The organism is Blastococcus sp. SYSU DS0619, assembly GCF_054051035.1.
Genome location: NZ_JBJHAM010000014.1, coordinates 80,068 through 106,645 on the forward strand (window position 1 = coordinate 80,068; position 26,578 = coordinate 106,645).

At 75.1% G+C, this 26,578-nt stretch carries 22 protein-coding genes; 14 read left to right on the forward strand and 8 right to left on the reverse strand.

All coding sequences use genetic code 11. The features are described 5' to 3' along the window. The first annotated feature begins 80 nt into the window (after positions 1-80). From ACI79T_RS15280 to ACI79T_RS15290, 3 genes are all read left to right on the forward strand, one after another. Positions 81-1,484: an NAD(P)H-quinone dehydrogenase gene (locus tag ACI79T_RS15280; protein ID WP_456610928.1), complete on the forward strand. Its 1,404-nt coding sequence runs from the start codon at positions 81-83 to the stop codon at positions 1,482-1,484. 109 nt (positions 1,485-1,593) lie between these two features. Next, the gene (locus ACI79T_RS15285; protein ID WP_456610929.1) at positions 1,594-3,330 is read left to right on the forward strand and encodes a reprolysin-like metallopeptidase; all 1,737 of its coding nucleotides are present in this window, start codon (positions 1,594-1,596) and stop codon (positions 3,328-3,330) included. 158 nt (positions 3,331-3,488) lie between these two features. Continuing rightward, a complete protein-coding gene (locus ACI79T_RS15290; RefSeq protein WP_456610930.1) occupies positions 3,489-6,155 on the forward strand; it encodes a reprolysin-like metallopeptidase in 2,667 nt (888 codons plus the stop codon). 30 nt (positions 6,156-6,185) lie between these two features. Here ACI79T_RS15290 and ACI79T_RS15295 read toward each other — a convergent pair whose 3' ends face one another. From ACI79T_RS15295 to ACI79T_RS15310, 4 genes are all read right to left on the reverse strand, one after another. Then, the gene (locus ACI79T_RS15295) at positions 6,186-7,949 is read right to left on the reverse strand and encodes an acetyl/propionyl/methylcrotonyl-CoA carboxylase subunit alpha (RefSeq protein ID WP_456610931.1); all 1,764 of its coding nucleotides are present in this window, start codon (positions 7,947-7,949) and stop codon (positions 6,186-6,188) included. 81 nt (positions 7,950-8,030) lie between these two features. Beyond that, on the reverse strand, positions 8,031-8,639 hold the full coding sequence (locus ACI79T_RS15300; RefSeq protein ID WP_456610932.1) for a Maf family protein: 609 nt from the start codon (positions 8,637-8,639) through the stop codon (positions 8,031-8,033). Beyond that, positions 8,636-8,851: an acyl-CoA carboxylase subunit epsilon gene (locus ACI79T_RS15305; protein ID WP_456610933.1), complete on the reverse strand. Its 216-nt coding sequence runs from the start codon at positions 8,849-8,851 to the stop codon at positions 8,636-8,638. The genes ACI79T_RS15300 and ACI79T_RS15305 overlap by 4 nt, the downstream gene beginning before the upstream one ends. After that, positions 8,848-10,476 carry an acyl-CoA carboxylase subunit beta gene (locus ACI79T_RS15310; protein WP_456610934.1) on the reverse strand — a complete coding sequence of 543 codons (1,629 nt, stop codon included), beginning with the start codon at positions 10,474-10,476 and terminating at the stop codon, positions 8,848-8,850. Before ACI79T_RS15310 ends, ACI79T_RS15305 begins: the two co-directional genes overlap by 4 nt. Before the next feature lie 279 nt (positions 10,477-10,755). Here ACI79T_RS15310 and ACI79T_RS15315 point away from each other — a divergent pair, with 279 nt between their 5' ends. The 5 genes from ACI79T_RS15315 to ACI79T_RS15335 all read left to right on the forward strand — a co-directional run bounded on the left by ACI79T_RS15315 (position 10,756) and on the right by ACI79T_RS15335 (position 17,702). Next, positions 10,756-11,598 carry a biotin--[acetyl-CoA-carboxylase] ligase gene (locus ACI79T_RS15315; protein ID WP_456610935.1) on the forward strand — a complete coding sequence of 281 codons (843 nt, stop codon included), beginning with the start codon at positions 10,756-10,758 and terminating at the stop codon, positions 11,596-11,598. Between the two features lie 140 nt (positions 11,599-11,738). Then, a complete protein-coding gene (locus tag ACI79T_RS15320; RefSeq protein WP_456610936.1) occupies positions 11,739-12,914 on the forward strand; it encodes an acyltransferase family protein in 1,176 nt (391 codons plus the stop codon). A 29-nt stretch (positions 12,915-12,943) separates the two neighbouring features. Next, positions 12,944-13,519, forward strand: coding sequence for a PH domain-containing protein (locus tag ACI79T_RS15325; RefSeq protein WP_456610937.1), 576 nt, complete (start codon positions 12,944-12,946; stop codon positions 13,517-13,519). 77 nt (positions 13,520-13,596) lie between these two features. Beyond that, positions 13,597-14,745: an exonuclease SbcCD subunit D gene (locus tag ACI79T_RS15330; RefSeq protein ID WP_456610938.1), complete on the forward strand. Its 1,149-nt coding sequence runs from the start codon at positions 13,597-13,599 to the stop codon at positions 14,743-14,745. Continuing rightward, entirely contained in the window at positions 14,742-17,702 is a 2,961-nt protein-coding gene (locus ACI79T_RS15335) for an AAA family ATPase (protein ID WP_456610939.1), read from the forward strand. Before ACI79T_RS15330 ends, ACI79T_RS15335 begins: the two co-directional genes overlap by 4 nt. A 70-nt stretch (positions 17,703-17,772) precedes the next feature. Here ACI79T_RS15335 and ACI79T_RS15340 read toward each other — a convergent pair whose 3' ends face one another. Both ACI79T_RS15340 and ACI79T_RS15345 read right to left on the reverse strand, forming a co-directional pair. Further along, positions 17,773-18,264 carry a hypothetical protein gene (locus ACI79T_RS15340; RefSeq protein ID WP_456610940.1) on the reverse strand — a complete coding sequence of 164 codons (492 nt, stop codon included), beginning with the start codon at positions 18,262-18,264 and terminating at the stop codon, positions 17,773-17,775. A gap of 34 nt (positions 18,265-18,298) precedes the next feature. After that, entirely contained in the window at positions 18,299-18,964 is a 666-nt protein-coding gene (locus tag ACI79T_RS15345; RefSeq protein WP_456610941.1) for a hypothetical protein, read from the reverse strand. Between the two features lie 195 nt (positions 18,965-19,159). Here ACI79T_RS15345 and ACI79T_RS15350 point away from each other — a divergent pair, with 195 nt between their 5' ends. Together ACI79T_RS15350 and neuC are read left to right on the forward strand one after the other, a co-directional pair. Continuing rightward, positions 19,160-20,209, forward strand: coding sequence for an N-acetylneuraminate synthase family protein (locus ACI79T_RS15350; RefSeq protein WP_456610942.1), 1,050 nt, complete (start codon positions 19,160-19,162; stop codon positions 20,207-20,209). Further along, positions 20,206-21,345, forward strand: a complete 1,140-nt coding sequence (gene neuC / locus ACI79T_RS15355) for a UDP-N-acetylglucosamine 2-epimerase (protein ID WP_456610943.1) — start codon at positions 20,206-20,208, stop codon at positions 21,343-21,345. Before ACI79T_RS15350 ends, neuC begins: the two co-directional genes overlap by 4 nt. Before the next feature lie 7 nt (positions 21,346-21,352). On the opposite strand, the gene ACI79T_RS15360 is transcribed toward neuC, so the two are convergent. Together ACI79T_RS15360 and ACI79T_RS15365 are read right to left on the reverse strand one after the other, a co-directional pair. Further along, entirely contained in the window at positions 21,353-22,057 is a 705-nt protein-coding gene (locus ACI79T_RS15360) for an acylneuraminate cytidylyltransferase family protein (protein ID WP_456610944.1), read from the reverse strand. Then, on the reverse strand, positions 22,054-22,557 hold the full coding sequence (locus ACI79T_RS15365; protein ID WP_456610945.1) for a GtrA family protein: 504 nt from the start codon (positions 22,555-22,557) through the stop codon (positions 22,054-22,056). Before ACI79T_RS15365 ends, ACI79T_RS15360 begins: the two co-directional genes overlap by 4 nt. Before the next feature lie 68 nt (positions 22,558-22,625). Here ACI79T_RS15365 and ACI79T_RS15370 point away from each other — a divergent pair, with 68 nt between their 5' ends. The 4 genes from ACI79T_RS15370 to ACI79T_RS15385 all read left to right on the forward strand — a co-directional run bounded on the left by ACI79T_RS15370 (position 22,626) and on the right by ACI79T_RS15385 (position 26,454). After that, a complete protein-coding gene (locus ACI79T_RS15370) occupies positions 22,626-23,831 on the forward strand; it encodes a 5-(carboxyamino)imidazole ribonucleotide synthase (RefSeq protein WP_456610946.1) in 1,206 nt (401 codons plus the stop codon). Positions 23,832-23,864: 33 nt separating this feature from the next. Further along, entirely contained in the window at positions 23,865-24,389 is a 525-nt protein-coding gene (gene purE / locus ACI79T_RS15375; RefSeq protein ID WP_456610947.1) for a 5-(carboxyamino)imidazole ribonucleotide mutase, read from the forward strand. Next, entirely contained in the window at positions 24,386-25,234 is an 849-nt protein-coding gene (locus ACI79T_RS15380) for a CatB-related O-acetyltransferase (protein ID WP_456610948.1), read from the forward strand. Before purE ends, ACI79T_RS15380 begins: the two co-directional genes overlap by 4 nt. A gap of 65 nt (positions 25,235-25,299) precedes the next feature. Beyond that, the gene (locus ACI79T_RS15385; RefSeq protein WP_456610949.1) at positions 25,300-26,454 is read left to right on the forward strand and encodes an acyl-CoA dehydrogenase family protein; all 1,155 of its coding nucleotides are present in this window, start codon (positions 25,300-25,302) and stop codon (positions 26,452-26,454) included. The last annotated feature ends 124 nt before the right edge of the window (positions 26,455-26,578 follow it).

Genomic DNA, 26,578 nt, shown 5'->3' on the forward strand with positions numbered 1-26,578 from the left:
GAGCGGGCGGTGGCGCGGAACCCGAGCGGCACCGGGGACAATGGGCGCCGACCGACCGCTCGGCGAGGAAAGTTGGACCCATGACCAGGATCGTCATCATCGGTGGTGGCCCGGCCGGTTACGAGGCGGCGCTGGTCGCCGCGCAGCTCGGCGCCGAGGTCACCGTGATCGAGCGCGACGGCATCGGCGGGGCCAGCGTGCTCACCGACTGCGTGCCCTCCAAGACCCTCATCGCCGCAGCCGGCGCCATGACGTCGGTGCGTGACTCCGCCGTCCTGGGCGTGCACGGCGCCGAGCTGGCCACGGTGAGCCTGGACCTGCCCGCGGCCAACCAGCGGGTGAAGAACCTCGCCATGGCGCAGTCGGCCGACATCCACGCCCGCCTCGAGGCGGAGGGCGTCCGGATCATCTCCGGCCAGGCCCGGCTCGCCGACGACGAGCCCGGCCTGGCCGCGCACGAGGTGGAGGTCCTCGACGCCGGCGGCAGGGTCGTGGAGGAGGTCGAGGGCGACGTCGTCCTCATCGCCACCGGCGCCGACCCCCGGGTGCTGCCGGGGGCCGAGCCCGACGGCGAGCGGATCCTCGACTGGCGCGACGTCTACGACCTGCAGGAGCCGCCCGAGCACCTGGTCGTCGTCGGCTCGGGGGTCACCGGTGCCGAGTTCGCCTCCGGCTACCTGGAGGCCGGTGTACCGGTCACCCTCGTCTCGTCCCGCGACCGGGTGCTGCCCGGCGAGGACTCCGACGCCGCCGAGGTGCTCGAGCAGGTCTTCCAGTCCCGCGGTGGCCGCCTCGAGCGCGGCCGGGCGGCCGGCGTGCGCCGCACCGAGAAGGGCATCGCCGTCGAGCTCACCGACGGGCGCTGCGTCGAGGCCTCGCACGCCCTGATGACGGTCGGCACCGTGCCGAACACTGCCGGGCTCAACCTGGAGCAGCACGGCATCCAGGTCACCGAGTCCGGGCACGTCGTCGTCGACCGGGTCTCGCGCACCTCGGTGCCGGGCATCTACGCCGCCGGCGACGTCACCGGTGTCTTCCAGCTGGCCTCCGTGGCCGCCATGCAGGGGCGGATCGCCATGTGGCACGCCCTGGGCGAGGCGGTCGCGCCGATCAAGCTCAAGACGGTCGCCGCCAACGTCTTCACCCACCCCGAGATCGCCACCGTCGGGGTGCAGGAGAAGGCGCTGGCCGAGAGCGTTGACGTCGAGGCGGTGCGGCTGCCGCTGGCGACCAACGCGCGGGCCAAGATGGGCGACCTGCACGACGGCTTCGTGAAGCTGTTCGCCCGCCGCTCCACCGGCGTGATCATGGGCGGCGTGGTGGTGGCCCCGGGCGCCTCCGAGCTGATCCTGCCGATCGCGCTGGCCGTGACCAAGGGGCTGACGGTCGACGACCTGGCGCAGACCTTCGCGATCTACCCGTCGCTGTCGGGCTCGATCACCGAGGCGGGGCGCCGCCTGATGGGCGCCGACGACCTCGCCTGAGGTGGTTCCCCGGAGGAGTCCGGGGCGCCTGCGGCGGGTGTGACGGGAGTTCGGCTCAACATCGCCGATCCCGTGCCGACCGGGCGCGGGGCCGCCGATTCAGGAGTCGATGTCTGCTGACCACGACTCCCGTCGTCCCCGCGGCCCCCGTCGTCCGATCCGCGCCCTGGCGCTGGCCGGGGCGGTGCTGTCCGGGGCTCTCGGCGTCGTGGCGGTCCCGGGGATCGCCGCCGCCGACAGCGGCACGACCGTCGTCGGCGAGCTGGTGCACGCCTGGGCGGAGGGGCAGCCGGCGAGCGCCGGCCACGCGGGCGGGGACGACCACGACGGGGACACCCTGCTCAGCTGGGTCGCCACCGCCGACGGCGCCGTCCGCGTGCCGTCGGACCAGGTCGCCGCCGTGCCGGCCGGCTCCAAGGTCGAGCTGACCGTCGGCGAGCAGGTCGAGGACGAGGCCGGCGAGGACGGCTACGAGCCGGCCGTCACGGTGCTCGAGAGCGACGTCCTCACCCCGCCGCCGGCCGCGGACCCCGAGCCGGTGCCCGCTCCGCGGGGCGGGGTGACCAACGAGGTCACCGTCGTCATGGTGGCCCCGGCCGGCACCACCCCGGACGGCACGAGCCTGCGGGACGTCGTGGCGACCGTGGACGGCGAGGTGTCGGCCTTCTGGTCCGAGCAGACCGGCGGCGCGATCACCGTCGGCGTCACCGGGCGCCAGGACTGGATCAGCACCTCGGCCGGCTGCGCCACGCCGGAGGCGCTGTGGAACGAGGTCGCGGCCACGGTCGGCTTCGTCCCGGGACCCGGCAAGCACCTGCTGCTCCGGCTGAGCAGCCAGACCGCCACCCAGCCGGGATGCGCCTACGCGTTGGCCCAGGTCGGCGTCGCGCCCGCCTCCGGTGGCCGGCTGTACGTGCGGGACACCTCCGCCGCGGTGATCGCCCACGAGCTCGGCCACAACTTCGGCCTGGGCCACTCGTCGGGGCTCCAGTGCGACGGCACGGTCGAGGAGGGCACCTGCCGCACCGCCGGCTACCGCGATTACTACGACGTGATGGGTGCGTCGTGGGCCCGCTTCGGGGCGCTCAACGCCGTCCAGGCGTCGGCCCTCGGCGTGCTCTCCGGCGACGCGGAGCGCACCGTGCAGGTGGGGGAGGCCGCCACCAGCGTGACGCTGGCGCCGCTGGCCGGCCGCACCGGCGTGCGGGCCCTCCGGCTGGTCGACGCCGAGGGGACCGCCTACTGGCTGGAGCTGCGGGCCGCGGCCGGGCGCGACGGCTGGCTGGCCACCCGCGACAACGTGTACCGGCTCGATGCCGGGGTGCTGCTCCACCGGGCCGGCCGGTTCCCGGACACCTCGCTCCTCCTGGACGGCACGCCGGGCGCGGCGGCCCGCTGGGACGCCGACCTGCAGTCCGCCGTCCCGGTGGGCACGCCGCTCGTGCTCTCCGGCGGGGACTTCACCGTCACGGTGCGCAGCGTCGACGGTGGTGCGGCGGTGCTGGACGTCGTGCCGGCACCGGAGCCCGCCGCCGGGCAGGCAGCGGGCCAGGCCGTCGGCGGGTCCGCGAGCTCCGCCGGCAGCTCGGGCCAGGGGGGTCGCGGCACCCTCACCGGTACGCCCCTGGTGGTTCCGGAGGCGGCCGAGGTCGCGCCGCAGGCGGCGCCGTACTGGGCACCGGACGGCGGGCTCAGCGTGCCGCGCGGCGGGGTCGCGCTCGAGCCGGTCGCCGACAGCTCCGGCTTCCTCGGGGCACTCCTGCTGCCCGGCGCGGGCGCCGTGCTCAGCGGGGCCACGCTGCTGCTGCTCCAGGCGCTGCGTCGCTCCCGTCTGCGCGGGCGCTGAGGGCCTCCCGGTCCGCCCGGCGACGGGCACCGATCCGCCGCGCACGGTTCAGTTCCGCCTCCCGCACGCCGATGCAGGGAGCAGTCCCTTCGTCCTGGAGTCCTGCCGTGCGCGCTGCCCTTGGGGGCTGGTCCCTGCGACCGCCTGTCGTCGTCACCGTGGCCGCCGTGCTGCTCGGCATGGTCACCGCTCCGCCGGTGCGGGCGGAAGAGCCGTCCGCGGCCGCCGGTGAGGTCGTCGTCGGGGAGCTGGTCCAGGCCTGGCCCGACCCCGAGCCCGTCGCCCCGGACGCCGAGCACGGTGACGAGCACGGAGACGAGCACGAGGCCGAGCACTCCGACGAGGGGCTGCTCAGCTGGATCGACGTCGCCGACGGCGAGTCGGTCCGCGTCCCCACCGACGACGTCGCGGACATCGAGGTGGGCGCGACGGTCGAGGTGACCGTCGGTGCCGAGGTCCGGGACGAGGCGACGGTGGAGCAGGGCCTGGAGCCCGCCCGCGAGGTCGTCACCGCCGAGGTCGTCGCCCCGGCGGAGCCCGCGGCCGCCACCGTGCCGCACACCAACGGCGTGACCGTGGTGATGGTCCAGCCCGGCGGCGCGCCCCGCGACACCCGGCAGCTGGCCGACGTCGTGGCCGCGGTCGACGGCTCGGTCCGGCAGTTCTGGCAGGAGCAGAGCGACGGCGCCGTCACCGTGGCGGTCACCGCCGGCCACGACTGGATCACCACGACGGCTGACTGCAGCGCCCCTCTCCAGCTGTGGCAGGAGGCGGCCACCGCCGTCGGGTGGACCGGCGGGGCGGGGAAGCACCTGCTGCTCTACGTGCCGAACGGCACCCCCGGCTGCTCCTACGGACTGGGCACGATCGGCTCCGGCGTCGGTACGGGCGGCCGGGCGTACGCGCAGGCCATCACCACCTCGGTGCTCGCCCACGAGCTGGGGCACAACTTCGGGCTCGGGCACTCGTCGGCGGTCCAGTGCGACGCCTCGCCGGAGTCAGCGCCGTGCCGGACGGTGGCGTACCAGGACATGTACGACGTCATGGGCGTCTCCTGGCACCAGGTCGGCTCCCTCAACGCCCCGAACGCCGCGCTGCTGGGTCTTCTGCCGTCGTCGGCGCAGCAGCCGGTGTCCTCCACCGGCACCGGGGGCACGTACACGCTCACCCCGATGGGCAGCCGCAGCGGCCTCCGGGTGCTGGCGCTGACCGCGGGCACCGCGCGCTACTGGGTCGAGTACCGCACCGCGACGGGCCGCGACACCTGGCTGTCCGACCCCGCTGCGAACTACGGCCTGCAGGCCGGTGTCCTCGTGCGCCGCGACGGTCCAGGGTCGACCAGCGACACCTCGCTGCTGCTCGACGGCACCCCGGCGGCGCAGGCGGACTGGGACCGCGACGAGCAGACCGTGCTGCCCGCCGGGGGCCGGATCTCCCTCGGTGAGGGGCTGACCGTCAGCGTCACCCGCACCTCCTCGACGGGGGCGACGGTGACCGTGCGGACCGCGGCCGACGGTCCGGTGGCCGACAGCCCGATCACCGTCCTCTACACGTCGCTCGGCGGTCCGCGCAGCTGGCTGGGGGCCGCCCTCGCGGCCGAGCGGTGCGGGTTGCGCGACGGCGGGTGCATGCAGTCGTTCGAGCGCGGGTCGATCTACTGGTCGCCGGCCACCGGGGCCCGGACCCTCAGCGGGGCGCTGGGCGCCCGCTGGGCGGAGCTCGGGGCCGAGACGAGCTGGCTGCGCTACCCGACGGGGAACGCCGTCTGCGGTCTGCGCAACGGCGGCTGCTTCCAGCTGTTCCAGGGCGGCGGGCTGTACTGGTCGCCGGCGACCGGCGCCCGGGCGGTGAGCGGTGGTCTCTGGGGGCGGTGGGGGTCGCTGGGCTACGAGGGTGGCCAGTTGGGCTATCCGACCGGCGATCCGGTGTGCGGGCTGCGGGACGGCGGGTGTTTCCAGCTGTTCCAGGGGGGTGGGCTGTACTGGTCGCCGGCGACCGGCGCGCGGTTGGTGAGCGGTGGTCTCTGGGGGCGGTGGGGGTCGCTGGGCTACGAGGGCGGCTGGTTGGGCTACCCGGCCACCGACCCGGTCTGCGGGCTGCGCGACGGCGGCTGCTTCCAGCACTTCCAGCGGGGATCGCTGTACTGGTCGCCGGCGACCGGCGCCCGGGCGGTGAGCGGTGGTCTCGGACTGCGCTGGGGCTCGCTGGGCTACGAGAACGGCCGACTGGGCTACCCGACCGGCGATCCGGTGTGCGGGCTGCGGGACGGCGGGTGTTTCCAGCTGTTCCAGGGGGGTGGGCTGTACTGGTCGCCGGCGACCGGCGCGCAGCTGGTGAGCGGTGGTCTCTGGGGACGGTGGGGGTCGCTGGGCTACGAGGGCGGCTGGTTGGGCTACCCGGCCACCGATCCCGTATGCGGGCTGCGCGACGGCGGGTGCTTCCAGCACTTCCAGCGAGGGTCGCTGTACTGGTCGCCGGCGACCGGCGCCCGGGCGGTGAGCGGTGGTCTCGGACTGCGCTGGGGCGCGTTGGGCTACGAGTACGGCTTCCTCGCGTACCCGACGACCGACGGCATCTGCGGGCTGCGCGACGGCGGGTGTTTCCAGCTGTTCCAGGGCGGGGCCCTGTACTGGACGCCGGCCACGGGGGCGCTGATCATGTACGGACCCATCTACGCGGCGTGGGCCGCGACCGGGTGGGAGACCGGACCGCTGGGCTACCCCGTCGAGGACCCGCGCCCGGCCGGCGGAGGGCAGTCCCAGCGTTTCCAGGGCGGCGTCCTGACGCTGGAGACGCGTACCGGTCAGGTGCGCCGTACGGCGTGACCGCGGGGAGCGGCCACGCCGTACGGCCGGCTACTCGCCGGCGTCGGCGATCGTGCAGATGACCGCGCCACTGGTGACCGAGGCGCCGACCTCGGCCGACAGGCCGGAGACCGTGCCGGCCTTGTGCGCGGTGATCGGCTGTTCCATCTTCATCGCCTCGAGCACGACGACCAGGTCGCCGGCCTCGACGGTGGCGCCGTCCTCGACCGCGACCTTGACGATGGTGCCCTGCATGGGCGAGGTGAGGGAGTCGCCCGAGGCGGCCGCGCCGCCGCCGCCGCCCCCGCGCTTGCGCGGCTTGGCGGCCGCACCGGGCGCCGCAGCGCCGCCCCCGGCGGCCAGGCCGGCCGGCAGTGACACCTCGAGGCGACGGCCACCGACCTCGACGACGACCGTCTGCCGGGGGGCGGCCTCGTCCTGCTCGGACGGAGCGGCGTCGTAGGGCTGGACCTGGTTGTCCCACTCGGTCTCGATCCACCGGGTGTGCACCGTGAAGGGCTCGGTGGTGAAGGCCTCGTCGCGGACGACCGCCCGGTGGAACGGGATGACCGTGGGCATGCCCTCGACGACGAGCTCGTCCAGCGCGCGCCGGGCCCGCTGCAGGGCCTCCTCGCGGGTGGCGCCGGTGACGATGAGCTTGGCCAGCATGGAGTCGAACGCCCCGGCGACCTCGCCGCCGGTCTCGACGCCGGAGTCCCAGCGCACGCCGGGCCCCTGCGGGATCTCCAGCCGGTCCACCGGGCCGGGGGCCGGCATGAAGTTGCGGCCGGCGTCCTCGGCGTTGATCCGGAACTCGATGCTGTGACCGCGCGGCTCCGGGTCCTCGGTGAGCTCCAGCGGGAGCCCCTCCGCGATGCGGAACTGCTGGCGGACCAGGTCGATGCCCGAGGTCTCCTCGGAGACCGGGTGCTCGACCTGGAGCCGGGTGTTGACCTCGAGGAAGGAGATCGAGCCGTCGGTGCCGACGAGGTACTCGACGGTGCCGGCACCGTGGTAGCCGGCCTCGGCGCAGATGGCCTTGGCGGAGGAGTGGATGCGCTCCCGCTGCTCGTCGGTGAGGAACGGCGCCGGCGCTTCCTCGACGAGCTTCTGGTTGCGGCGCTGCAGGGAGCAGTCCCGGGTGCCGACGACGATCACGTTGCCGTGGGTGTCGGCGAGGACCTGGGCCTCGACGTGCCGGGGCTTGTCGAGGAACCGCTCGACGAAGCACTCGCCGCGGCCGAAGGCGGAGACCGCCTCGCGGACGGCGGAGTCGAACAGCTCGGGGATCTCCTCGATGGTGCGGGCCACCTTGAGCCCGCGCCCGCCACCGCCGAACGCCGCCTTGATCGCGACGGGCAGGCCGTGCTCCTTCGCGAACGCGACGACCTCGTCGGCGCCGCCGACCGGGTCCTTCGTGCCCGGGACGAGCGGCGCGCCCGCGCGGGTGGCGATGTGCCGGGCGGCGACCTTGTCACCCAGGTCGATGATCGCCTGGGGCGACGGGCCGATCCAGGTCAGCCCGGCGTCGATGACCGCCTGGGCGAAGTCGGCGTTCTCCGACAGGAAGCCGTAGCCGGGGTGGATCGCGTCCGCGCCGGACTGCTTCGCCGCGTCGAGGATCTTGTCGATCACCAGGTAGGAGTCACCGGGCGTCGTGCCGCCCAGGGCGAACGCCTCGTCCGCGACGCGCACGTGCAGCGCGTCCCGGTCGGGCTCGGCGTAGACCGCCACGCTGGTCAGACCCGCGTCCTTGCACGCGCGGGCCACCCGGACCGCGATCTCGCCACGGTTGGCGATCAAGACCTTCTGCACCGGTGCTCTCCCTCTTCTGTGGGCCGGTCGGACTGTTGTCGGTACCGCGCGGGCGCGGTCGATCGGGGACCTCGGTGCGGCTCAGCGGCGCCAGAGGTCGGTGATGGCCAGACCGCGCTTGGCCAGCTGGGTGCGCAGGACGGTCAGCGACAACCCCACCACGGCGGCCGGGTCACCCTCGACCCGGCGCACGAAGGGGGCGCCGAGGCCGTCCAGGGTGAATGCGCCCGCCACCGCCAGCGGCTCGCCGGTGGCGAGGTAGGCCTCCACCTCCGGCGGCGTGGGCTCGGCGAAGTAGACGACGGTCGACGCCACCGCGATGTCCCGGCTGACCACCGCGCCGTCCCGGACGTCGAACAGCGCCTGGCCGGTGTGCAGGACGCCGGAGCGCCCGGCCATGCGCCGCCACCGGTCGCGCGCCTCGGCGGCGTCGGCGGGCTTGCCCTGCGGCTTCCCGGCGAACTCGAGCAGCGAGTCCGCACCGATGACCAGGGCGTCGGTCTCCTGCTTGGCGACGGCGGTGGCCTTGGCGGCGGCGAGCAGGGCGACCTGCTCGGCGACGCGGGGGGCGGTGTGGGTGGACTCGTCGACGTGGCTCACCACGACCTCGGGCGCGAGGCCCGCCTGCCGCAGCAGGGACAGCCGGGCCGGGGACGCCGACGCCAGCACCAGCCGGCGGTCGACGCTCATGCCGGGCCCCCCGCGGCGCGCCAGCCGCCGGGGCCGGCCTGCAGCGGACGGCGGTGGGTGCGGCCGGACGAGCCCCACGCGCCCACGGGGGTGGGGCGCTTGCGGGGCCGGCGCTGGGAGAGCGCGGCGACGACGACGGTGAGCGCGGCCAGCTCCTCGGCCGACGGCGCACCCCTGACCACCCGGAGCAGCGGGCGCTGGTCCTCGCTCACAGGGGGATGTTCCCGTGCTTCTTCGGCGGCAGCGTCTGGCGCTTGTTGGCCAGCACGCGCAGCGCCTTGGTCACCTGCACGCGGGTGTGCGACGGCGGGATGACCGCGTCGACGTAGCCGCGGTCGGCGGCGATGTACGGGTTGGCGAGGGTGTCCTCGTACTCCGCGATCAGCTCGGCGCGACGGGTGTCCGGGTCCTCGGCGGCGGCCAGCTCCTTGCGGTACAGGATCCCGACCGCGCCCTGGGCGCCCACCACGGCGATCTGCGCCGTCGGCCAGGCGAGGTTCACGTCCGCGCCCAGGTGCTTGGAGCCCATGACGTCGTAGGCGCCGCCGTAGGCCTTGCGCGTGATGATCGTGACCTTCGGGACGGTGGCCTCGGCGTAGGCGTAGATCAGCTTGGCGCCGCGGCGGATGATCCCCTCCCACTCCTGCGAGGTGCCCGGCAGGAAGCCCGGGACGTCGACGAAGGTGAGCACCGGGATGTTGAAGGCGTCGCAGGTGCGGACGAACCGCGCTGCCTTCTCGCTGGCGTCGATGTCCAGGGTGCCGGCGAACTGGGTGGGCTGGTTGGCCACGATGCCGACCGGCCGGCCCTCGACCCGGCCGAAGCCGATGAGGATGTTCGGCGCGAACAGCGGCTGCACCTCGAGGAACTCGCCGTCGTCGAGCACGTGCTCGATGACGGTGTGCATGTCGTACGGGGTGTTCGCCGAGTCGGGGACGAACGAGTCGAGCTCGAGGTCCTCGTCGGTCAGCGCCTCCGGCAGCACGGTCTCCACCGGCGCCGTCTCGAGCGCCGGCAGGGGGTCGAGGTTGTTGCTCGGGAGGTAGGACAGCAGCGCCTTGACGTAGTCGAGGGCGTCGGCCTCGTCCTCGGCCAGGTAGTGCGCGACACCGGACCTGGTGTTGTGCGTGCGCGCGCCGCCGAGCTCCTCGAGGGAGACGTCCTCGCCGGTCACGGTCTTCACGACGTCCGGGCCGGTGATGAACATCTGGCTGGTCTTGTCGACCATGACGATGAAGTCGGTGAGCGCGGGGGAGTAGACGTGCCCGCCGGCCGCCGGGCCCATGACCAGCGAGATCTGCGGGATGACGCCCGAGGCGTGCACGTTCCGCCGGAAGATCTCGCCGTAGAGGCCCAGGGAGACCACGCCCTCCTGGATGCGGGCGCCACCGCCCTCGTTGATCCCGATGACCGGGCAGCCGTTCTGGATCGCGAAGTCCTGGACCTTGACGATCTTCTCGCCGTAGACCTCGCCGAGGCTCCCGCCGAAGACGGTCACGTCCTGCGAGAAGATCGCCACCGGCCGGCCGTCGACCGTGCCGTAGCCGGTGACGACGCCGTCGCCGAAGGGGCGCTTGCCGGCCATCCCGAAGTTCGTCGACCGGTGCCGGGCGAACTCGTCGAACTCGGTGAACGAACCCGGGTCGAGCAGCGCCTCGATCCGCTCGCGGGCGGTCATCTTGCCCGCGGCGTGCTGCTTCTCCACGGCCCGCTCGGAGCCCGCGTGCTGGGCCTCCTGCACGCGGCGCTCGAAGTCGGCGAGCTTCCCGGCCGTCGTGTGGATGTCGATGTCGTCGGGGATCTGCTCCCCGGCGCTCTCCAGTTCAGCCGCGCTCACGTGTCCTCCTCGCTGGCGCCCTCGGCCGCGTCCGCGCGCCGCTGGTCTGCTCGTCCGTGACCCACCCGGCCGGTCACGTGTCCTGCCTCGCGGATGACCGGAAGGCCCTCGCGTCCGTGCCGTGCCCGTGTGCCGGCCCCGGCGTGCCGGGGCTCCGGGTTCCGTAGCGTAGGGGAGTCCCCGGGACGTCTTCCTGCTGGCGTCCGGTGGTCCGCCGTTCGGGTGCCCGGCGGAACGGGCCGGAGGGCGCCGCCGGGCGCCGGTGGCTAGCGTGGCCGGGTGCCCGATGCCCCCTCCTCCCGATGGTCGGACCTGGAGCGCCCGGCGCTCGACGCGCGGGCGCTCGGGTCGGCGCTGCGCCGGGACAGCGGCCTGTGGCGGTCGTTGGAGGTCGTCGACGAGATCGGCTCGACCAACGCCGCGCTCGCCGCGGCCGCTGCGGGGGATGCCCCCGAGGGCACCGTGCTCGTCGCCGAGCACCAGGTCACCGGGCGGGGCCGGCTCGACCGGGTGTGGACCTCGCCCCCGCGGGCCGGGCTGACCGTGTCCTTCCTGCTGCGTCCGGACGTGCCGGCCGCCCGCCGGGGCTGGCTGCCCCTCCTCACCGGAGTGGCGCTCGCCGAGTCGGTGCGGGAGGTCAGCGGGGTGCTCGCGTCGGTGAAGTGGCCCAACGACCTGCTCGCCGGCGACGGGCGCAAGCTCGCCGGCATCCTGGCCGAGTCGGTTCCCGGCGGCGACCTCCCGGCCGGCGTCGTCGTCGGTGTCGGGCTCAACGTCTCGACCACGGCCGCCGAGCTGCCGGAGACGGGGACGTCCCTGTCGGTGGTCACCGGCGGCACCGTCGACCGGGCGCCGGTGCTGCTGGGTTTCCTGCGCGCCCTCGAGCGGCGCTACCGCGGCTGGGTCGCGGCGCTGGGCGATCCGGTGGTCTCCGGCCTGGCGCGGGACTACCTGACCTGGTCGTCGACGATCGGCAGCACCGTGGAGGTGACCCTGCCGGACGGTTCGGCCCTGGTCGGCACCGCGCGGGCGATCGACTGGGACGGCCGGCTCGTGGTCGATGCCGCCGAGGGCACCGTCGAGCTGGCCAGTGGTGACGTCCGACATGTCCGCCCGGCCTGACCTCGGTGGCACGGGCGGGATCCGTGTGACGGGCGGGACCGACACCCCCGTCCGAGGCGCCGGCGCTCCCGGTCGGCGGGCGGCCGGCGGCCTAGCGTGCCCGTTCGATGACGCACCGTCGCCGACCGCCGGCACCCACCGTGACCACGCCGCGGTCGGCGGGGGGCGAGATCCGCGCGCTCACCGGGCTCCGGCTGGTCGCCGCCCTCTGGGTCGTCGCGCACCACTTCTGGCTGTTCACGCCTGATCCGTCGTGGGCCCTGCGCCTCGAGCCGCTCCTCCCTCTGCTGGCGAGCGGCTGGCTCGGCGTGGACCTCTTCTTCGTGCTCAGCGGCTTCGTGCTGGCGCACAACTACGTCACCGTCCTCGGCAGCCGCCCCGGCCTGCGTGCGACGGCCGACTTCTACTGGGCCAGGCTCAGCCGCATCTGGCCGACGTGGATGGTGGTCCTGGGCGCGGTCAGCGTCGGCCTCGTCGTCCGGGAGTCGCTCACCGGGCAGGCGTCCCGGGCCGCGACGGGCTCCGGTCTCGATGCGGCGGCCGTGCTGCGGCAGGTGCTGCTCGTGCAGGTCTGGGACCGGCCCGACTACGCCGCCACCGGTCCGGTGGGACCGGGGTGGTCGCTGAGCGCCGAGTGGCTGGCCTACCTGGTTTTCCCCCTCGTGGTCGTCCTGCTCTTCCGGGTGCGCGGGTGGCGGCCGGCGGTCCTGGGTGGGCTGGCCGTGGCGGCGGTGACCCCGTTCGCCTGGGCCTGCGTGGCGTCCGGCACGCACGACTGGCGCTGGAGCTGGCTGCTGCGCCTGGCCGGGTGCTTCCTCGCGGGGGCGCTGGTCGCGCTCTGCGCCCGCCGGATCCGCGCGACCGGACGTGCGGTGCGTGCGGCGGGCGGAGTCGCCGCGGGGGCGGCGGTGCTGATCGTCCTCGTGGCCTGGGTGGCCGGTGCGGAGCGCAGCGGCGTGGCCGTGGTCGCCTTCCCGGTCCTGGTCGGTGCCCTCGCCCTGGCGGACGGCGGGCCGGCACGGGCGCTGGCGGCGGGGCCCGTGGTCCTGGGTGGCCGGGTCTCCTTCGCGCTCTACCTCGTCCACATGGCGGTCTTCGAGACGGCCTGGACCCTGGCGGACGTCGTGCCGGGGGCGGGGCCGCTCCTGCACCTGCTGGTGCCGGTCCTGCCGCTGCCCGCGGCGTGGCTGCTCTGGCGGTTCGTCGAGGAGCCCGCCCGGAGGCGGATGCGCGCGCTCGGTCCCGCACGTCCGCGAGCCACACCCGCTCGGCCACCGGCGGTGCGGGTGGACGCGCCGGTGCCGGCGAACGCCTGAATCGCCCTGGTTCGCGGCATCCTTGGACCGTGCCGTACCCCGACAAGCTCCTCGCCGACGACGAAGAGGTGGTACGCCACCTGCACCCGCACTGGCTCACCGTCTTCTGGCCGGTGGTGTTCTTCCTGCTCGTGGTCGGTGGCGCCTCGTTCGGCGCTGCGCTCGTCCCCGCCGGTCCGCAGCAGGGGATGATCCGGCTGGCGATCGTGGTGCTGGCGGCGCTGCTGCTGCTCGTCCTCGTCGTCGTCCCGCTGTTGCGCTGGCGGACGACGCACTACGTGGTCACGACGCACCGGCTGCTGTTCCGCGAGGGCGTCCTGGCCCGCCGCGGCCGCGACATCGGGCTGGCGCGGATCACCGACGTCTCCTACACCCAGACGCTGTGGGAGCGGATCATCAGGTCCGGGACGCTGACCATCGAGACCGCCGGGGACGGCGGCGCCACCGTGCTGCGGCAGATCCCCGACAGCGAGGGCGTCCAGCAGTTGATCAACGTCATGGTCGAGGAGGACGCCGACCGGCGGGCCCAGGAGAGCGCCGGCTACCTCCGCGGCGAGGAGGGCTGGCCGCCACCGGACGGCTGGCGGACCACCAGCGTGCTCTGATCGCGGACCGCATGTGACGGGTCCGTCACGGCGCGCCTGAGCGGTTCTGTCGGACCCCCTCCCTACCTTCCGTTCCCATGCGGCTGCTGCACACCTCGGACTGGCACATCGGCCGCACCCTGCACGGCACCGACCTGCTCGCCGAGCAGGAGGCGGTCCTCGGCGGGCTGGCCGCGGTCGTCACCGCCGAGGGCGTCGACGTCGTGGTCGTCGCCGGGGATGTCTACGACCGCGCGGTGCCCTCGGCCGACGCCACCGGCGTGCTGGACCGCGTCATCGGCCGGCTGCTGGCCACCGGCGCCCGGGTGGTCCTCACCCCGGGCAACCACGACTCCGCCCGCCGGCTCGGCACGTTCTCCGGCCTGCTCAGCGCGGCCGGCCTGCACGTCCGGGCGGTCACCCCTCGGCTCGACGAGCCGGTGCTGCTCGCCGACGAGCACGGCGAGGTGGCGGTCTACGGCATCCCCTACCTCGAGCCGGAGGTGGCCCGCCACGAGCTGGGCGTCCCCGGCGCGCGGGGCCACGAGGCGGTGCTGCGCGAGGCGATGGACCGGGTGCGCGCCGACCTGTTCCTGCGGCCGGGGGCCCGGTCGGTGGTGCTCGCGCACGCCTTCGTCGGCGGCGGGGTGGCCAGCGAGAGCGAGCGGGACATCTGCGTCGGCGGGGTCGACCTGGTGCCGGCGGACGTCTTCGACGGCGTGGACTACGTCGCGCTCGGGCACCTGCACCGGCCGCAGACGCTCTCCCCGCGGATGCGGTACAGCGGGTCGCCGCTGGCCTACTCCTTCGGCGAGGCCGGGCAGCAGAAGCAGGCGTGGCTGGTGGAGCTCGACGCCGCGGGGCTCGCCGAGGTGCGCGCGGTGCCGCTGCCCACGCCCCGGCCGCTGTCGGTGCTCACCGGCACCCTGGAGGAGCTGCTGGGTGAGCCGGCGCACGCCGCCGCGGAGCAGCACTTCGTCTCCGCCCGCCTCACCGACCCGGCCCGCCCGGCCGACCCCATGCGCCGGCTGCAGGAGCGGTTCCCGTTCTGCGTGCACCTGGACTGGGCGGGTGCGGGGACGGCGGGCGAGGGCGGCAGCTACCAGGAGCGGATGAAGGGGCGCAGCGCCCTCGACGTCGCCGGCGAGTTCGTCAGCCACGTGCGCGGCGTGCCGGCCACCGCTGGGGAGCGGGAGCTGCTGGCCCGGGCGCTGGGGGCCGCTGACCGCGCGGAGGCGGCCCGATGAGGCTGCACCGGCTGTCGGTCACCGCGTTCGGCCCGTTCGCCGGCACCGTCGAGGTCGACCTGGACGAGGTCGGCCGCGACGGCCTGTTCCTGCTCTGGGGCCCCACCGGCGCCGGCAAGACCACCCTGCTCGACGCCGTGGTGTTCGCCCTCTACGGGCGGGTGCCCGGTGCGCGCGGCGAGGAGAAGCGGCTGCGCAGCGACCACGCCGACGCGGCCACGCGCACGGAGGTCACCTGCGAGCTGACCCTGGGCGCGGAGCGGCTGCGGGTGGTCCGGCGGCCGGAGCAGCAGCGGCCGAAGAAGCGCGGCGAGGGGTGGGCCACCGAGCAGGCCAAGCTGCTGGTCTCCCGGCTCACCGACGGTGGCTGGGAGCCGGTCAGCACCCGGATCGACGAGGGGTCCGAGCACCTGCGCACGCGGCTGGGGCTCGACGTCCACCAGTTCTGCCAGGTCGTGCTGCTCCCGCAGGGCGACTTCGCGCGCTTCCTGCGCGCCGAGCCGGAGCACCGGGCCGAGCTGCTGCGCACGCTCTTCGACGTCGACCGGTTCGCCCGGGCGGAGGACTGGCTGGCCGAGGAGCGCGCGGCGGCCCGGGAGCGCACCGCGGCCCAGCGCGCGCAGCTGGGCACGCTGGTCGCCCGGGTGGCCCAGATCGCCGACGTCGACGTGCCCGAGGAGCTCGCCCCGGAGCTGGTCGGGGCGGGTCCGGGCACCCGGGTCGTGCCGTGGGTCGAGCAGGTCCGCTCGGCGGCGACCGCGCGCCTGGCGCAGGAGGCGGCGCGGGCCGATGCGGCCGCCGCGGAGGTCGCCACGATCGACGCCGAGCTGGCCGCCGCCCGGACGCTGGAGGAGCGGCACGCCCGGCGGGCCCAGGCCGTCACGGAGCTGGCCGGGCTGACGCAGCGCGAGCCCGCGCTGGCGCCCCTGCGTGCGGAGCGGGACGCCGGCCGCCGGGCCGAGCCGCTGCGCGACGTGCTGCAGGCGGCCGGTGCGGCCGCCCTGGCCGCGGAGCACGCGGCGGACGTGCTGTCGGCCGCGGCCGCCGCCTGGACGCCGGTGGCCGACGGGCGCGCGGCCACCCCGGCGGTCGTCCGCGAGTTGCGGGACCAGGTGGCCGGAGCGCGGGCGCTGCTGCCCGAGCTGGAGCGGGCGGCGGCGGTCGAGCGCACCGTCGCGGCGCTGGACCGCACCGTCGCCGAGCTGGCCGGGCGCTGTGCCGAGGGGGAGCGGGCCCTCGCCGGCTTCCCTGCCCTCATCGCCGACCACGAGGAGCGCCTCGCCCGGGCGCGGACGGCAGCCACCGAGCTGCCGGCGCAGCGGAGCGCGCTCGACGCCGCCCGGGCCGCGCTGGAGGCCGCCCGCGCCGCCGAGGCGCTGGACCGCCGGCTGGAGGGCCTGCGCGAGGACGTCCGGACGCGCCGCGAGGTGTGGGCCGACGCCCGCGAGCGATGGCTTGACCTGCGCGGGCGGCGGCTGGACGGGATGGCCGCGGAGCTGGCCGCTGCGCTCGCCGACGGGGAGGGGTGCCCGGTCTGCGGCGCCACCGAGCACCCGCGGCCGGCGGTGCACGAGGGCGCGCGGGTCACCGCGGCCGACGAGGATGCCGCCCGGGCGGGGGCCGACGCCGAGGAGGCCGCGCTCGGCACGGCGGTCGCCCGGCTCGACGCCGTTGAGCGGGAGCTGGCCGGGCTGCGCGCCCGCGCGGGGGAGCTCCCGGGGGCGGAGCAGGCCGAGCGGGTCGCCGACCTGGTCACCGCCGTGCAGGCCGTGGAGGAGCTGGCCGGCGGGCTCGCCGCGGCCGAGGCCGCGCTGCAGCGGCTGGCCGGCGAGCGGGAGGCCGCCGTCACCGGGCTGGCGGCGGACCGCGAGGAGCGACGTGCGCGGACCGCGGAACGGGAGGCGCTCGCCCTGGGGCTGGCCGAGCTGACCGAGCGGCTGACCGCTGCGCGCGGGAACGACGCCGACCTCCCGGCCCGCGTCGCGCGGCTGTCGGCGGCGGCCGACCGGTGCGAGGCGGTCGTCACCGCCGGGGCCGAGGACGTGCGGGCGCGCGCGCAGGCGGAGGCCGCCCGCCGGGCCGCCGAGGAGCGGGTGGCGGCTGCGGGCTTCGACGACCTGCTCGACGCGGCGGCGGCCCTGCTCGAGCCAGGCCGCCTCGTCCGGCTGGACCGGGAGCTGGACGAGCATGACCAGCGCGTCGCGCTGCTGCGCGGGCGGCTGGCCGACGCCGAGCTCGCGGACCTCCCCCCGCGGCCCGACCTGGGCGCCCTGGAGCACCGCTGCGCGGGCGTGACCCGGCGGCGGGAGGACGCGGTGGCCGCGCTCGAGCAGGCGCGGCGCTGCACCGCGTCCCTGGCCGACCTCGTCGGCCGGGTGACCGCCGCGGAGATGGAGCTGGCCGAGCTGCGCGGCTGGGCCGATCAGGTGACCGCGCTGGCCGACCTGGCCCACGGCCGCGGTGCGAACACCCGCCGGATGCGGCTGCAGTCCTTCGTGCTCGCCGCCCGCCTGGAGCAGGTGGCCGAGGTCGCCAGCCGGCGGCTGCTGGACATGTCCGGCGGCCGGTACACCTTCCTGCACAGCGACGCGCAGGGCCGGCACGGTGCCCGGGGCGGGCTCGGCCTGGACGTCTTCGACGAGTACACCGGCGTCCGGCGGCCGACGAAGACGCTCTCCGGTGGGGAGAGCTTCATGGCCTCGCTGGCGCTGGCCCTCGGCCTCGCCGACGTCGTCACCGCCGAGACCGGTGGCGTGCGCATCGACACGCTCTTCGTCGACGAGGGCTTCGGCACCCTCGACGCGCAGGCGCTGGACGCGGTGATGACCGTGCTGGACGAGCTGCGGCGGGGCGGTCGCACGGTCGGTGTGATCAGCCACCTGGAGGAGCTGCGCACCCGCATCCCCACGCGGCTCGAGGTGATCGCGGGCCGCAACGGGTCTCGCCTGGCCGGCTGACCTCGAGCGGCCCGAGCGCAACCGGCCGGGCTCAGGCAGAGCGCGCCGTCGGAGGCGGGGCGGCGGGCGGTCAGTCGGTCGGCGGCGGGAAGGCGCGATCCTCCAGACGACGGATGCGCTCCTCGTACGCGGACAGAGACGACAGACGAGCGCGGATGCGGGCGTGCTCGTCGCGCACGACCTCCACCAGCATGCGCGACTCGGGCAGGTCGGCACCGTCGGACCGGACGACGAGCGGCCGGGCCTCGCGCTCCAGCCGCTGCTCGAACGCCGCCGCCTGCGGCGCCAGTCGGGAGATCTGGTGGGCGTTCCAGGTCGCCTGCTCGTCCAGCCGCCGGAGCTGCTCCCCGGCCGCTCCGGTGACCTGGTCGAGCCGGTCCACGCGCTCGGAGACGTTCTTCAGGTCCACGGCGGCGGCCAGCTCGTCGATGCGGGCGGCCATGGCGTCCAGCCGGCGGTCGAGGTGGTCGTTGCGCTCGTGCAGTGCGCGCAGGCTCTCGTCGATGCGCGCCTGGACGAGACGGTGCAGGCGCACGCGGACGGGACGGGGAAGCAGGCTCATCGGGGTCCTCTCGTAGGCGAGGGCGTCGGTCCGGTCAGGACCACATGCGGGTGCGGTCGTCGGCCAGCCAGCCCCGCATCAGGGCCGCCTCCTCGGCGAGCCGGTGCTCCGGCGTGATGGTGGTGGTGTTCCCGGAGGCGTGCGACCAGCTGGTCTGGGTGGCGTCCTCGACGAAGGAGTAGCCGGCCAGCTCGACGCGGGCGTCCGGGAACGCGTCGAGCGCCCACCAGGCGGCCAGGGTGCCGGTCGTCGACCAGACCCCGTCCCGGATGCTGTCCAGGCCGAGCTGGTCGGACAGCCGCAGGGTCGCATCGGCGTTGGAGAGGTGCACCTGGCCCAGGTCGGCCGGCCACCAGTCGGGCAGCGCCTCGCGCTCCCAGTGCAGGCGACCTGGCTCCACCAGGACGTAGAGCCGGTCGTGGTAGTTCTCGAAGAACCAGCGGGTGGCCACCACCCCGCGGTGGAAGAAGACCGTGTCGACGCGGCGGCCGTAGGCCGGCGGCTCGCCGTCCTCGTCCACCCGGAAGCTGTTGACCCGGATCACCAGGTCGCAGTCGTCGACCGCCGCGGCCCGCTCGGAGGAGGGCTCCAGCGGCTTGTTGCCCAGCACGGCGACCGAGCGCACCCGGCGGTCGCGTGCGTAGCTCCGGACGAGCTCGCGCACGTCGTTGCGCCGCTGCACGTCCGTCGTCTCGCTCATGGTCCTCCAGCCGTCCGCGCGGTCCGGCCGATGGTAGAGCGCGCCCCGGCCCGCTCCGCCCGGTGCCGGGCGGTGGGCCGGGACAGCGGGGGAGAACGGCCCGGCTGCTGTGGCTGCGGTGAACGCGTGGGGCGGACGGGCCGTGGGGTCGTCGTCCGGGCGACCGACCGGCGGCGTTCCTCTACCGTGGGTGACATGTCGGCACCTGCCCCGAAGATGACGATCGGTGCCCGCCCGATCGGGCCCGGACACCGCCCGCTGGTCATCGCCGAACTCGGCATCAACCACGACGGCGACCTGGACCGGATGCACCGCATGATCGACGACGCGGCCGACGCCGGGGTCGAGTGCGTCAAGTTCCAGTCGCACGTCGTCGAGGACGAGATGATCCCCAACGACGTCGTCCCGGGGAACGCCGACGAGTCGATCTACACGATGATGCAGCGCTGCGCCCTGTCCGCCGCCGAGGAGAAGGACGTCTTCGCGCACGCGCACGACCGCGGGCTGATCGCGCTGTCCACGCCGTTCAGCCGTGCCGCCGCCGACCGGCTGGCCGGCATGGACGTCCCGGCGTTCAAGATCGGCTCGGGCGAGTGCAACAACTACCCGCTGGTGCGGCACATCGCCTCGTTCGGCAAGCCGGTGCTGCTCAGCACGGGGATGAACGACGTCTCCACGATCCGCCCGTCGGTCGAGCTGCTCCGGGCCGCCGGCGTGCCGTTCGCGCTGATGCACTGCACGAGCCTCTACCCGACGCCGCCGGAGAAGGTCCGCCTCGGCGGGATCACCGAGCTGCAGGAGGCGTTCCCCGACGCGGTGCTGGGGCTGTCGGACCACACCACGTCGATCTACGCCTGCCTCGGCGGGGTGGCGGTGGGCGCCGACGTGCTCGAGCGCCACTTCACCTCCGACATGTCGTGGCCCGGGCCCGACATCCCGATCTCCAGCCTGCCGGCCGACTTCGGCCGGCTGATCGAGGGCGCGGACGTCCTCGCCGCGGCCCGCGGGGGCCGCAAGGAGATCCTCCCGGAGGAGCAGCCCACCATCGACTTCGCCTACGCCTGCGTGGTCACCATCGCCCCTGTGGCGGCGGGCGAGCCGTTCGGCGTCGACAACGTGTGGGTCAAGCGACCCGGCACCGGCGAGCTCAAGGCCGTGGACTACGACACGGTGCTGGGCCGGGTGGCCGCCCGCGACCTGCCCGCCGACGTGCAGCTGTCCTGGGCGGACCTGGCGGCCGGGTGAGCGAGCCGGCCAGGGCCCGCCGCATCATCGGCATCACCGGCACGCGGGCCGACTTCGGGAAGATGCGCGACGTCTTCCTCGGCCTGCAGGACGCCCCCGACGTCGACTTCTCGCTCGTGGTCACCGGCATGCACCTGCTGCGCCGGTACGGATACACCGTCCGCGAGATCGAGCGCGCCGGGCTCCGGCACGTCCACCACGTGCCCAACCAGGTCGAGGACGAGCCGATGGCCCTCGTGCTCGCCAACAGTCTCAACTCCATCGCCCGGCTGCTGCTCGCCGAGTCCGCGGACATGGTGCTGGTGCACGGGGACCGCGTCGAGGCGCTGGCCGGCGGGCTGGCCGGCAGCCTCACCAACACCCGGGTCGCCCACGTGGAGGGCGGCGAGGTCTCCGGGACGATCGACGACTCGATCCGGCACTCGCTGACCAAGCAGGCGCACGTCCACTTCGTCGCCAACGAGTCGGCGTGCGCACGGGTCCGGCAGCTCGGCGAGGACGAGGACCGCATCTTCGTCGTGGGCAGTCCGGAGGCCGATGCCCTCGCCGCCGCGGCGGCCAGCCCGCTGGGGCCGGTGCGCGAGCGGTACGACACCCCCGAGCCGCCGTACGGGATCGTCGCCATGCACCCCGTCACCACCGAGGCCGGCTCCAACCGCCGCCAGGCCGAGGAGCTCGTCGACGCCGTCCTGGAGATCGGGGGTCCCTGGGTGGTGATCGACCCCAACAACGACGAGGGCACCCCCGACATCCGGGCCGCGCTCGAACGCCTGCACGGGCTGCCGGGCATCGTCCGGCTGCCGTCCATGCGCTTTCCCGCGTACCTGACCCTGCTCCGGCACGCCGAGGTCATCGTCGGGAACTCCAGCAGCGGGGTGCGCGAGGCGCCGGTGCTCGGTACCCCGGCCGTCGACGTGGGCTCCCGGCAGAACGGCCGGTCCCCGGCCACGTCGGTGCAGCACGTCGAGGCGCGCGCCGAGGAGATCGTGGCCGCCGTCCGCCGGGCCCGGGCACAGGGTCGGACGCCGCCGGAGGAGCACTTCGGGTCGGTGGGGGCCGCCGGGCGCATCGTGTCGCTGCTGCGCGACGACGCGGTGTGGCGGCTGCCGCTGCAGAAGCGGTTCGCCGACCGCTGACCTCCGCCTAGCCCGCGTCGGGGTCGCCCGCCGCCGCGCGCACCCGGTCGAGGTCCTGGAGGGTGTCGACGTCGGCGCTCCGCTCGGCGGGCATCGGGACCGCTGCCACCTCGGGGACGATCACCGAGTCCGCGGCGCGCATGGCGCCCAGGGCGGTGGCGTAGACGGCGCCGTTGATCCGCAGCGCCTCGGGGAGCTCCTGCCGGGGAGCCTCCAGGTCCGGCCAGGTGCGCACCGGGCGCGCGGAGCCGTCCGGTCCGACCAGCAGCTGCTTGTAGGGGTGGTGCTCGGCGGGGGTGACGGTGAGCGTCGTGCGCACGTCACCCCGGGCGTGCCGCTCGAGGACGGCGCGGACGTCGCCGGCCGTGCGCAACGGGGACGTCGGCTGGAGCAGGACGACCGTCGCGTCGTCGGGCAGGTCGAGCGCCTCCGCGGCGTGCAGCAGCGCGGAGACCGTCCGGCTGCTCCCGGTCGACAGCTCGGCCGGCCGGTGCACCACCGTCGCTCCCAGCCGCTCCGCCTCGGCGGCGATGTCGGCGCCGTCGGTGCTGACGACGACCTGCTCGATGCCGGCCCCCCGCGCGCTGCGGACGGCGCGGGCCACCAGGGACGCGCCTCCGACCGTCATGAGGTTCTTCCCCGGCAGGCCGCGGGAGCCGGCCCGGGCCGGGACGACGGCGACCACCCGGCCGCCCGGGGCCGGCCTGCTCACCGGGTCCGCTCGGCCACGGGCGGCTCGGCCACGGGCGGCTCGTCCCGGGTCGCAGCGGGCTCCTCGACGAACACCCACCGCCGGTACGCGAGGAAGCGCAGCACCGTGCCGAGCCCGATGGAGAGGAGGTTGGCTCCCTGCAGCACCAGCGCGCTGTCCTGCCCGAGCGGGTAGCGGACGACGCCGATGATGGCCAGGCCCAGGAGCAGGGCGGCGGCGTTGACCACGACGAAGAGGGTGTACTCGCGGCGCAGGCCGGTGCGGGCGCGGTCGGAGAACGACCAGAACCGGTGCCCGACGAACGCGAGGGACATCGACACCAGCGTGGCCAGCAGCTTCGACGTCACCGCGCCGAGGCCCACCTCGGCGTAGAGCAGCTGGAACAGGCCCACGTCGACCAGGAAGCACACCGCGCCCACGACCCCGAAGGCGCTCAGTTCCCGCACGAGGCGGCTGGGGCCGTCGCGCAGGAGCCGGCGCAGCTGCGCGAGGGGGGCCACGGCCGCAGTCTACGGAGGACCCGGAGGGTGCCGCGGTCACGAGGGCGCCGGGCTAGCCTTCGGGCACCATGTCTGCTGCCCTGCACCCGCACACCGGCCTGCCCGTGGTCGCCATGGTCGGCGGCGGCCAGCTCGCCCGCATGACCCACCAGGCCGCCGTCGCGCTCGGCCAGTCGCTGCGCGTCCTGGCCGCCGGCCCCGAGGAGTCCGCCGCCCTCGTCGCCGCCGACGTGCGCTTCGGGGACCACCGGGATCTCGACGCCCTGCGCGCGCTGGCCGAGGGCGCCACCGTCGTCACCTTCGACCACGAGCACGTGCCGACCGAGCACCTGGAGTCGCTCGAGGCGGCGGGCACCCGGGTCGCGCCGGGCCCGCGGGCGCTGGTGCACGCCCAGGACAAGCTCGTGCTCCGGCGGGCGCTGGCCGAGGCGGGGGAGCCGCAGCCCGCGTGGGTGGAGGCGCGCACCGTCCACGACGTCACCGTGTTCGCCGACGACGTCGGCTGGCCGGTCGTGCTCAAGACCCCGCGCGGCGGCTACGACGGCAAGGGCGTCTTCGTCGTGCACGGGCCCGACGAGGTCGCCGAGCTGCTCGAGCGGCACGGCACGCTGCTGGCCGAGGAACGGGTGCGCATGGTGCGCGAGCTGTCCGCGCAGGTGGCCCGGTCGCCGTTCGGCCAGGTCGCCGTGTGGCCGGTGGTGGAGACCGTCCAGCGCGACGGGGTGTGCGCCGAGGTGATCGCCCCGGCGCCCGGCCTGCCCGAGGAGCGGGCGGTCGCGGCGCAGGAGCTCGCCGTGCGGATCGCCGACTCCCTCGGCGTCGTGGGCATGCTCGCCGTCGAGCTGTTCGAGACCCCCGACGGCGTGCTGGTCAACGAGCTGGCCATGCGCCCGCACAACTCCGGGCACTGGACCATCGAAGGCGCCCGCACGAGCCAGTTCGAGCAGCACCTGCGCGCCGTCCTCGACTACCCGCTGGGCTCGACGGCGATGACCGCGCCGGTCGCGGTGATGGCCAACGTCCTGGGTGGTGCCGCGGCGGCCGAGGGCTGGTCGGGGCCGGCGCTCGACGAGCGCGTGCACCACTGCATGGCGCACTGGCCGGACGTGAAGCTGCACTGGTACGGCAAGACGCAGCGCCCGGGCCGCAAGCTCGGGCACGTGACGGCGCTGGGCGACGACGTCGTCGAGGTGCGGGCCCGGGCGGTCGCCGCCGCGCGCTACCTCGCCGACGGGGTCGTGGACCCCGCCTTCGCCTTCGAGCACGACCACTGAGCGCCCGATCCCCCGAGCCCCGAGGAGGCCCCCGTGAGCCAGCCGGTCCCCGCCGACGACCCGGTCGTCGGCATCGTCATGGGCAGCGACTCCGACTGGCCGATGATGGCGCCGGCGGCCGAGGCGCTGGCGGAGTTCGGCATCGCCTACGAGGCGCACGTCGTCTCGGCCCACCGGACCCCGCGCCGCATGCTCGACTACGCCGAGGGCGCGGCCGCCCGGGGGCTGCGGGTGATCGTCGCCGGCGCCGGGGGAGCGGCGCACCTGCCGGGCATGGTGGCCGCCGCCACGCCGCTGCCGGTCATCGGTGTGCCCCGGCCGCTGGACCGGCTCGACGGGCTCGACAGCCTGCTGTCGATCGTGCAGATGCCGGCCGGCGTACCGGTGGCGACCGTGGGCATCGGTGGCGGGCGGAACGCCGGCCTGCTCGCCGTCCGCATCCTCGCCGCCGCCGACCCGGAGCTGCGCGCCCGGGTCGAGCGGTTCCAGGCCGAGCTCGCCGAGAGCGTCGTCGCCCGCGACGCCGCGCTGACCGAGCGACTCCGCTCCGACCGGTGACCCGCGCAGCAGGGAGGACGGCGAGGGGCCTGCTGGCCACCGTGCGACCGCGGCTGGCCCGGCGTGCCCGGCCGGCCCTCCGGCGCGCCGTCTTCGGCGTGCGTCCCGTCGACGAGCTTGCGGAGCAGCTCGGCCTGGACGGTGAGGACGTCGCCCTCGCCGAGCACTTCAACCGGTCGCGGGAATCCTTCCCGAGGCGGCTGCCCGGTCTGGTGCGCTGGCAGCGGGCGACCCAGCCGTGGCACTGGACCGACCGGGGCAACCGGCTGGCGCGCTACTACGTGCAGCGCTGGTGCGGCTTCACCGTCGGGCGGTACACCTACGGGTTCGAGCAGTGGATCGAGCACCCGAGGCCGGCGCTGGCGTCGATCGGGTCGTTCACCAGCATCGCCCTGGACGTGACGATCGCCGGGTTCAACCACCCGCTCGACCGGGTCACCACCAACCCCATCACCTACCTCCGGTCACGGGGCTTCGTCGACCACGACGGCGAGGCAGAGCTGGTGGACCGGCCGAACAACCGGCCGGTCACCATCGGGGACGACGTGTGGATCGGTGGTCGGGTCACCATCGTGCGGGGGGTGCACATCGGCACGGGGGCGGTCGTCGCCGCGGGCGCCGTGGTCACCCGGGACGTGCCGCCCTACGCCATCGTCGGTGGGGTGCCTGCCCGCCTGATCCGGTGGCGGTTCCGGGAGGAGGTCCGCGAGGCCATGCTCCGCTCGCAGTGGTGGACCTGGCCGGACGACCTCATCCGGGAGCGGATCGCGGACTTCTCCGACCCCGAGTCGTTCGCCCGCCGCTACGGAGGTCTCGGGACCGCACCGGACCAGTCCCCGGCCTGACAGCTGCTCACCCGCATGGAGCGCCTCGCTACCGACGGGTAATCGGACGTCCTACGATCGGCGGCGTGGGTACGAACAGCGGGCTGTACGCGTTGACCGAGGAGCACGAGGCGATCCGGGCGGCGGTGCGCGACATCGCCGAGCGGGAGATCGCCCCCTACGCCGCCGAGGTGGACGCGGACTCGCGCTACCCGATCGAGGCGCAGAAGGCGCTCACCGCGGCCGGCTTCCACGCCACGCACATCCCCGAGGAGTACGGCGGCGAGGGCGCGGACGCGATCGCCACCTGCATCGTCATCGAGGAGGTCGCCCGCGTCGACGTCAGCGCCTCGCTGATCCCCGCGGTCAACAAGCTCGGGTCGATGCCGATCATCCTGTCCGCGTCCGAGGACGTGAAGCGGAAGGTCCTGCCGTCGATCGCCTCGGGCGACGCGATGATCAGCTACGGCCTGTCCGAGCGCGAGGCCGGCTCCGACGCCGCCGCGATGAAGACCCGCGCCCGGCTGGAGGGCGACTCCTGGGTGCTCGACGGCACCAAGGCCTGGATCACCAACTCGGGCATCTCCGAGTGGTACACGGTCATGGCCGTCACCGACCCGGGGAAGGGGGCCAACGGCATCTCCGCGTTCGCCGTGCACCGCGACGACCCCGGCTTCGCCGTGGGCCCGAAGGAACGCAAGATGGGCATCAAGGGCTCGCCCACCTGCGAGCTGTACTTCACCGGCTGCACCATCCCCGCCGACCGGATCATCGGCGCGCCCGGGACCGGCTTCAAGACGGCGCTGCGCACGCTGGACTTCACCCGGCCGACCATCGGCGCGCAGGCCGTCGGCGTGGCCCAGGGCGCGCTGGACGCGTCGGTGGCCTACGTCAAGGAGCGCCGGCAGTTCGGGACGTCGATCGGCTCGTTCCAGGGCGTGCAGTTCATGCTCGCCGACATGGAGATGAAGATCGAGGCCGCCCGCCACCTGGTCTACGTCGCCGCGGCGGCGGGGGAGCAGGGCCGGCCCGACGTCACCCGCGTCTCGGCCTCGGCCAAGGCCTTCGCCTCCGACGTCGCCATGCAGGTGACCACCGACGCCGTCCAGCTCTTCGGCGGCGCCGGCTACACCCAGGACTTCCCGGTCGAGCGGATGATGCGCGACGCCAAGATCACCCAGATCTACGAGGGCACCAACCAGGTGCAGCGCATGGTCATCGCGCGGAGCCTCCTGAAGTAGCCGCGGGGGGGGGGGGGGGGGGGGGGGGGGGGGGGGGGGGGGGGGGGGGGGGGGGGGGGGGGGGGGGGGGGGGGGGGGGCGGCGGGCGGCTCGGGGGGCGGCGGGGCGGGGGTGGGGGGGGGCG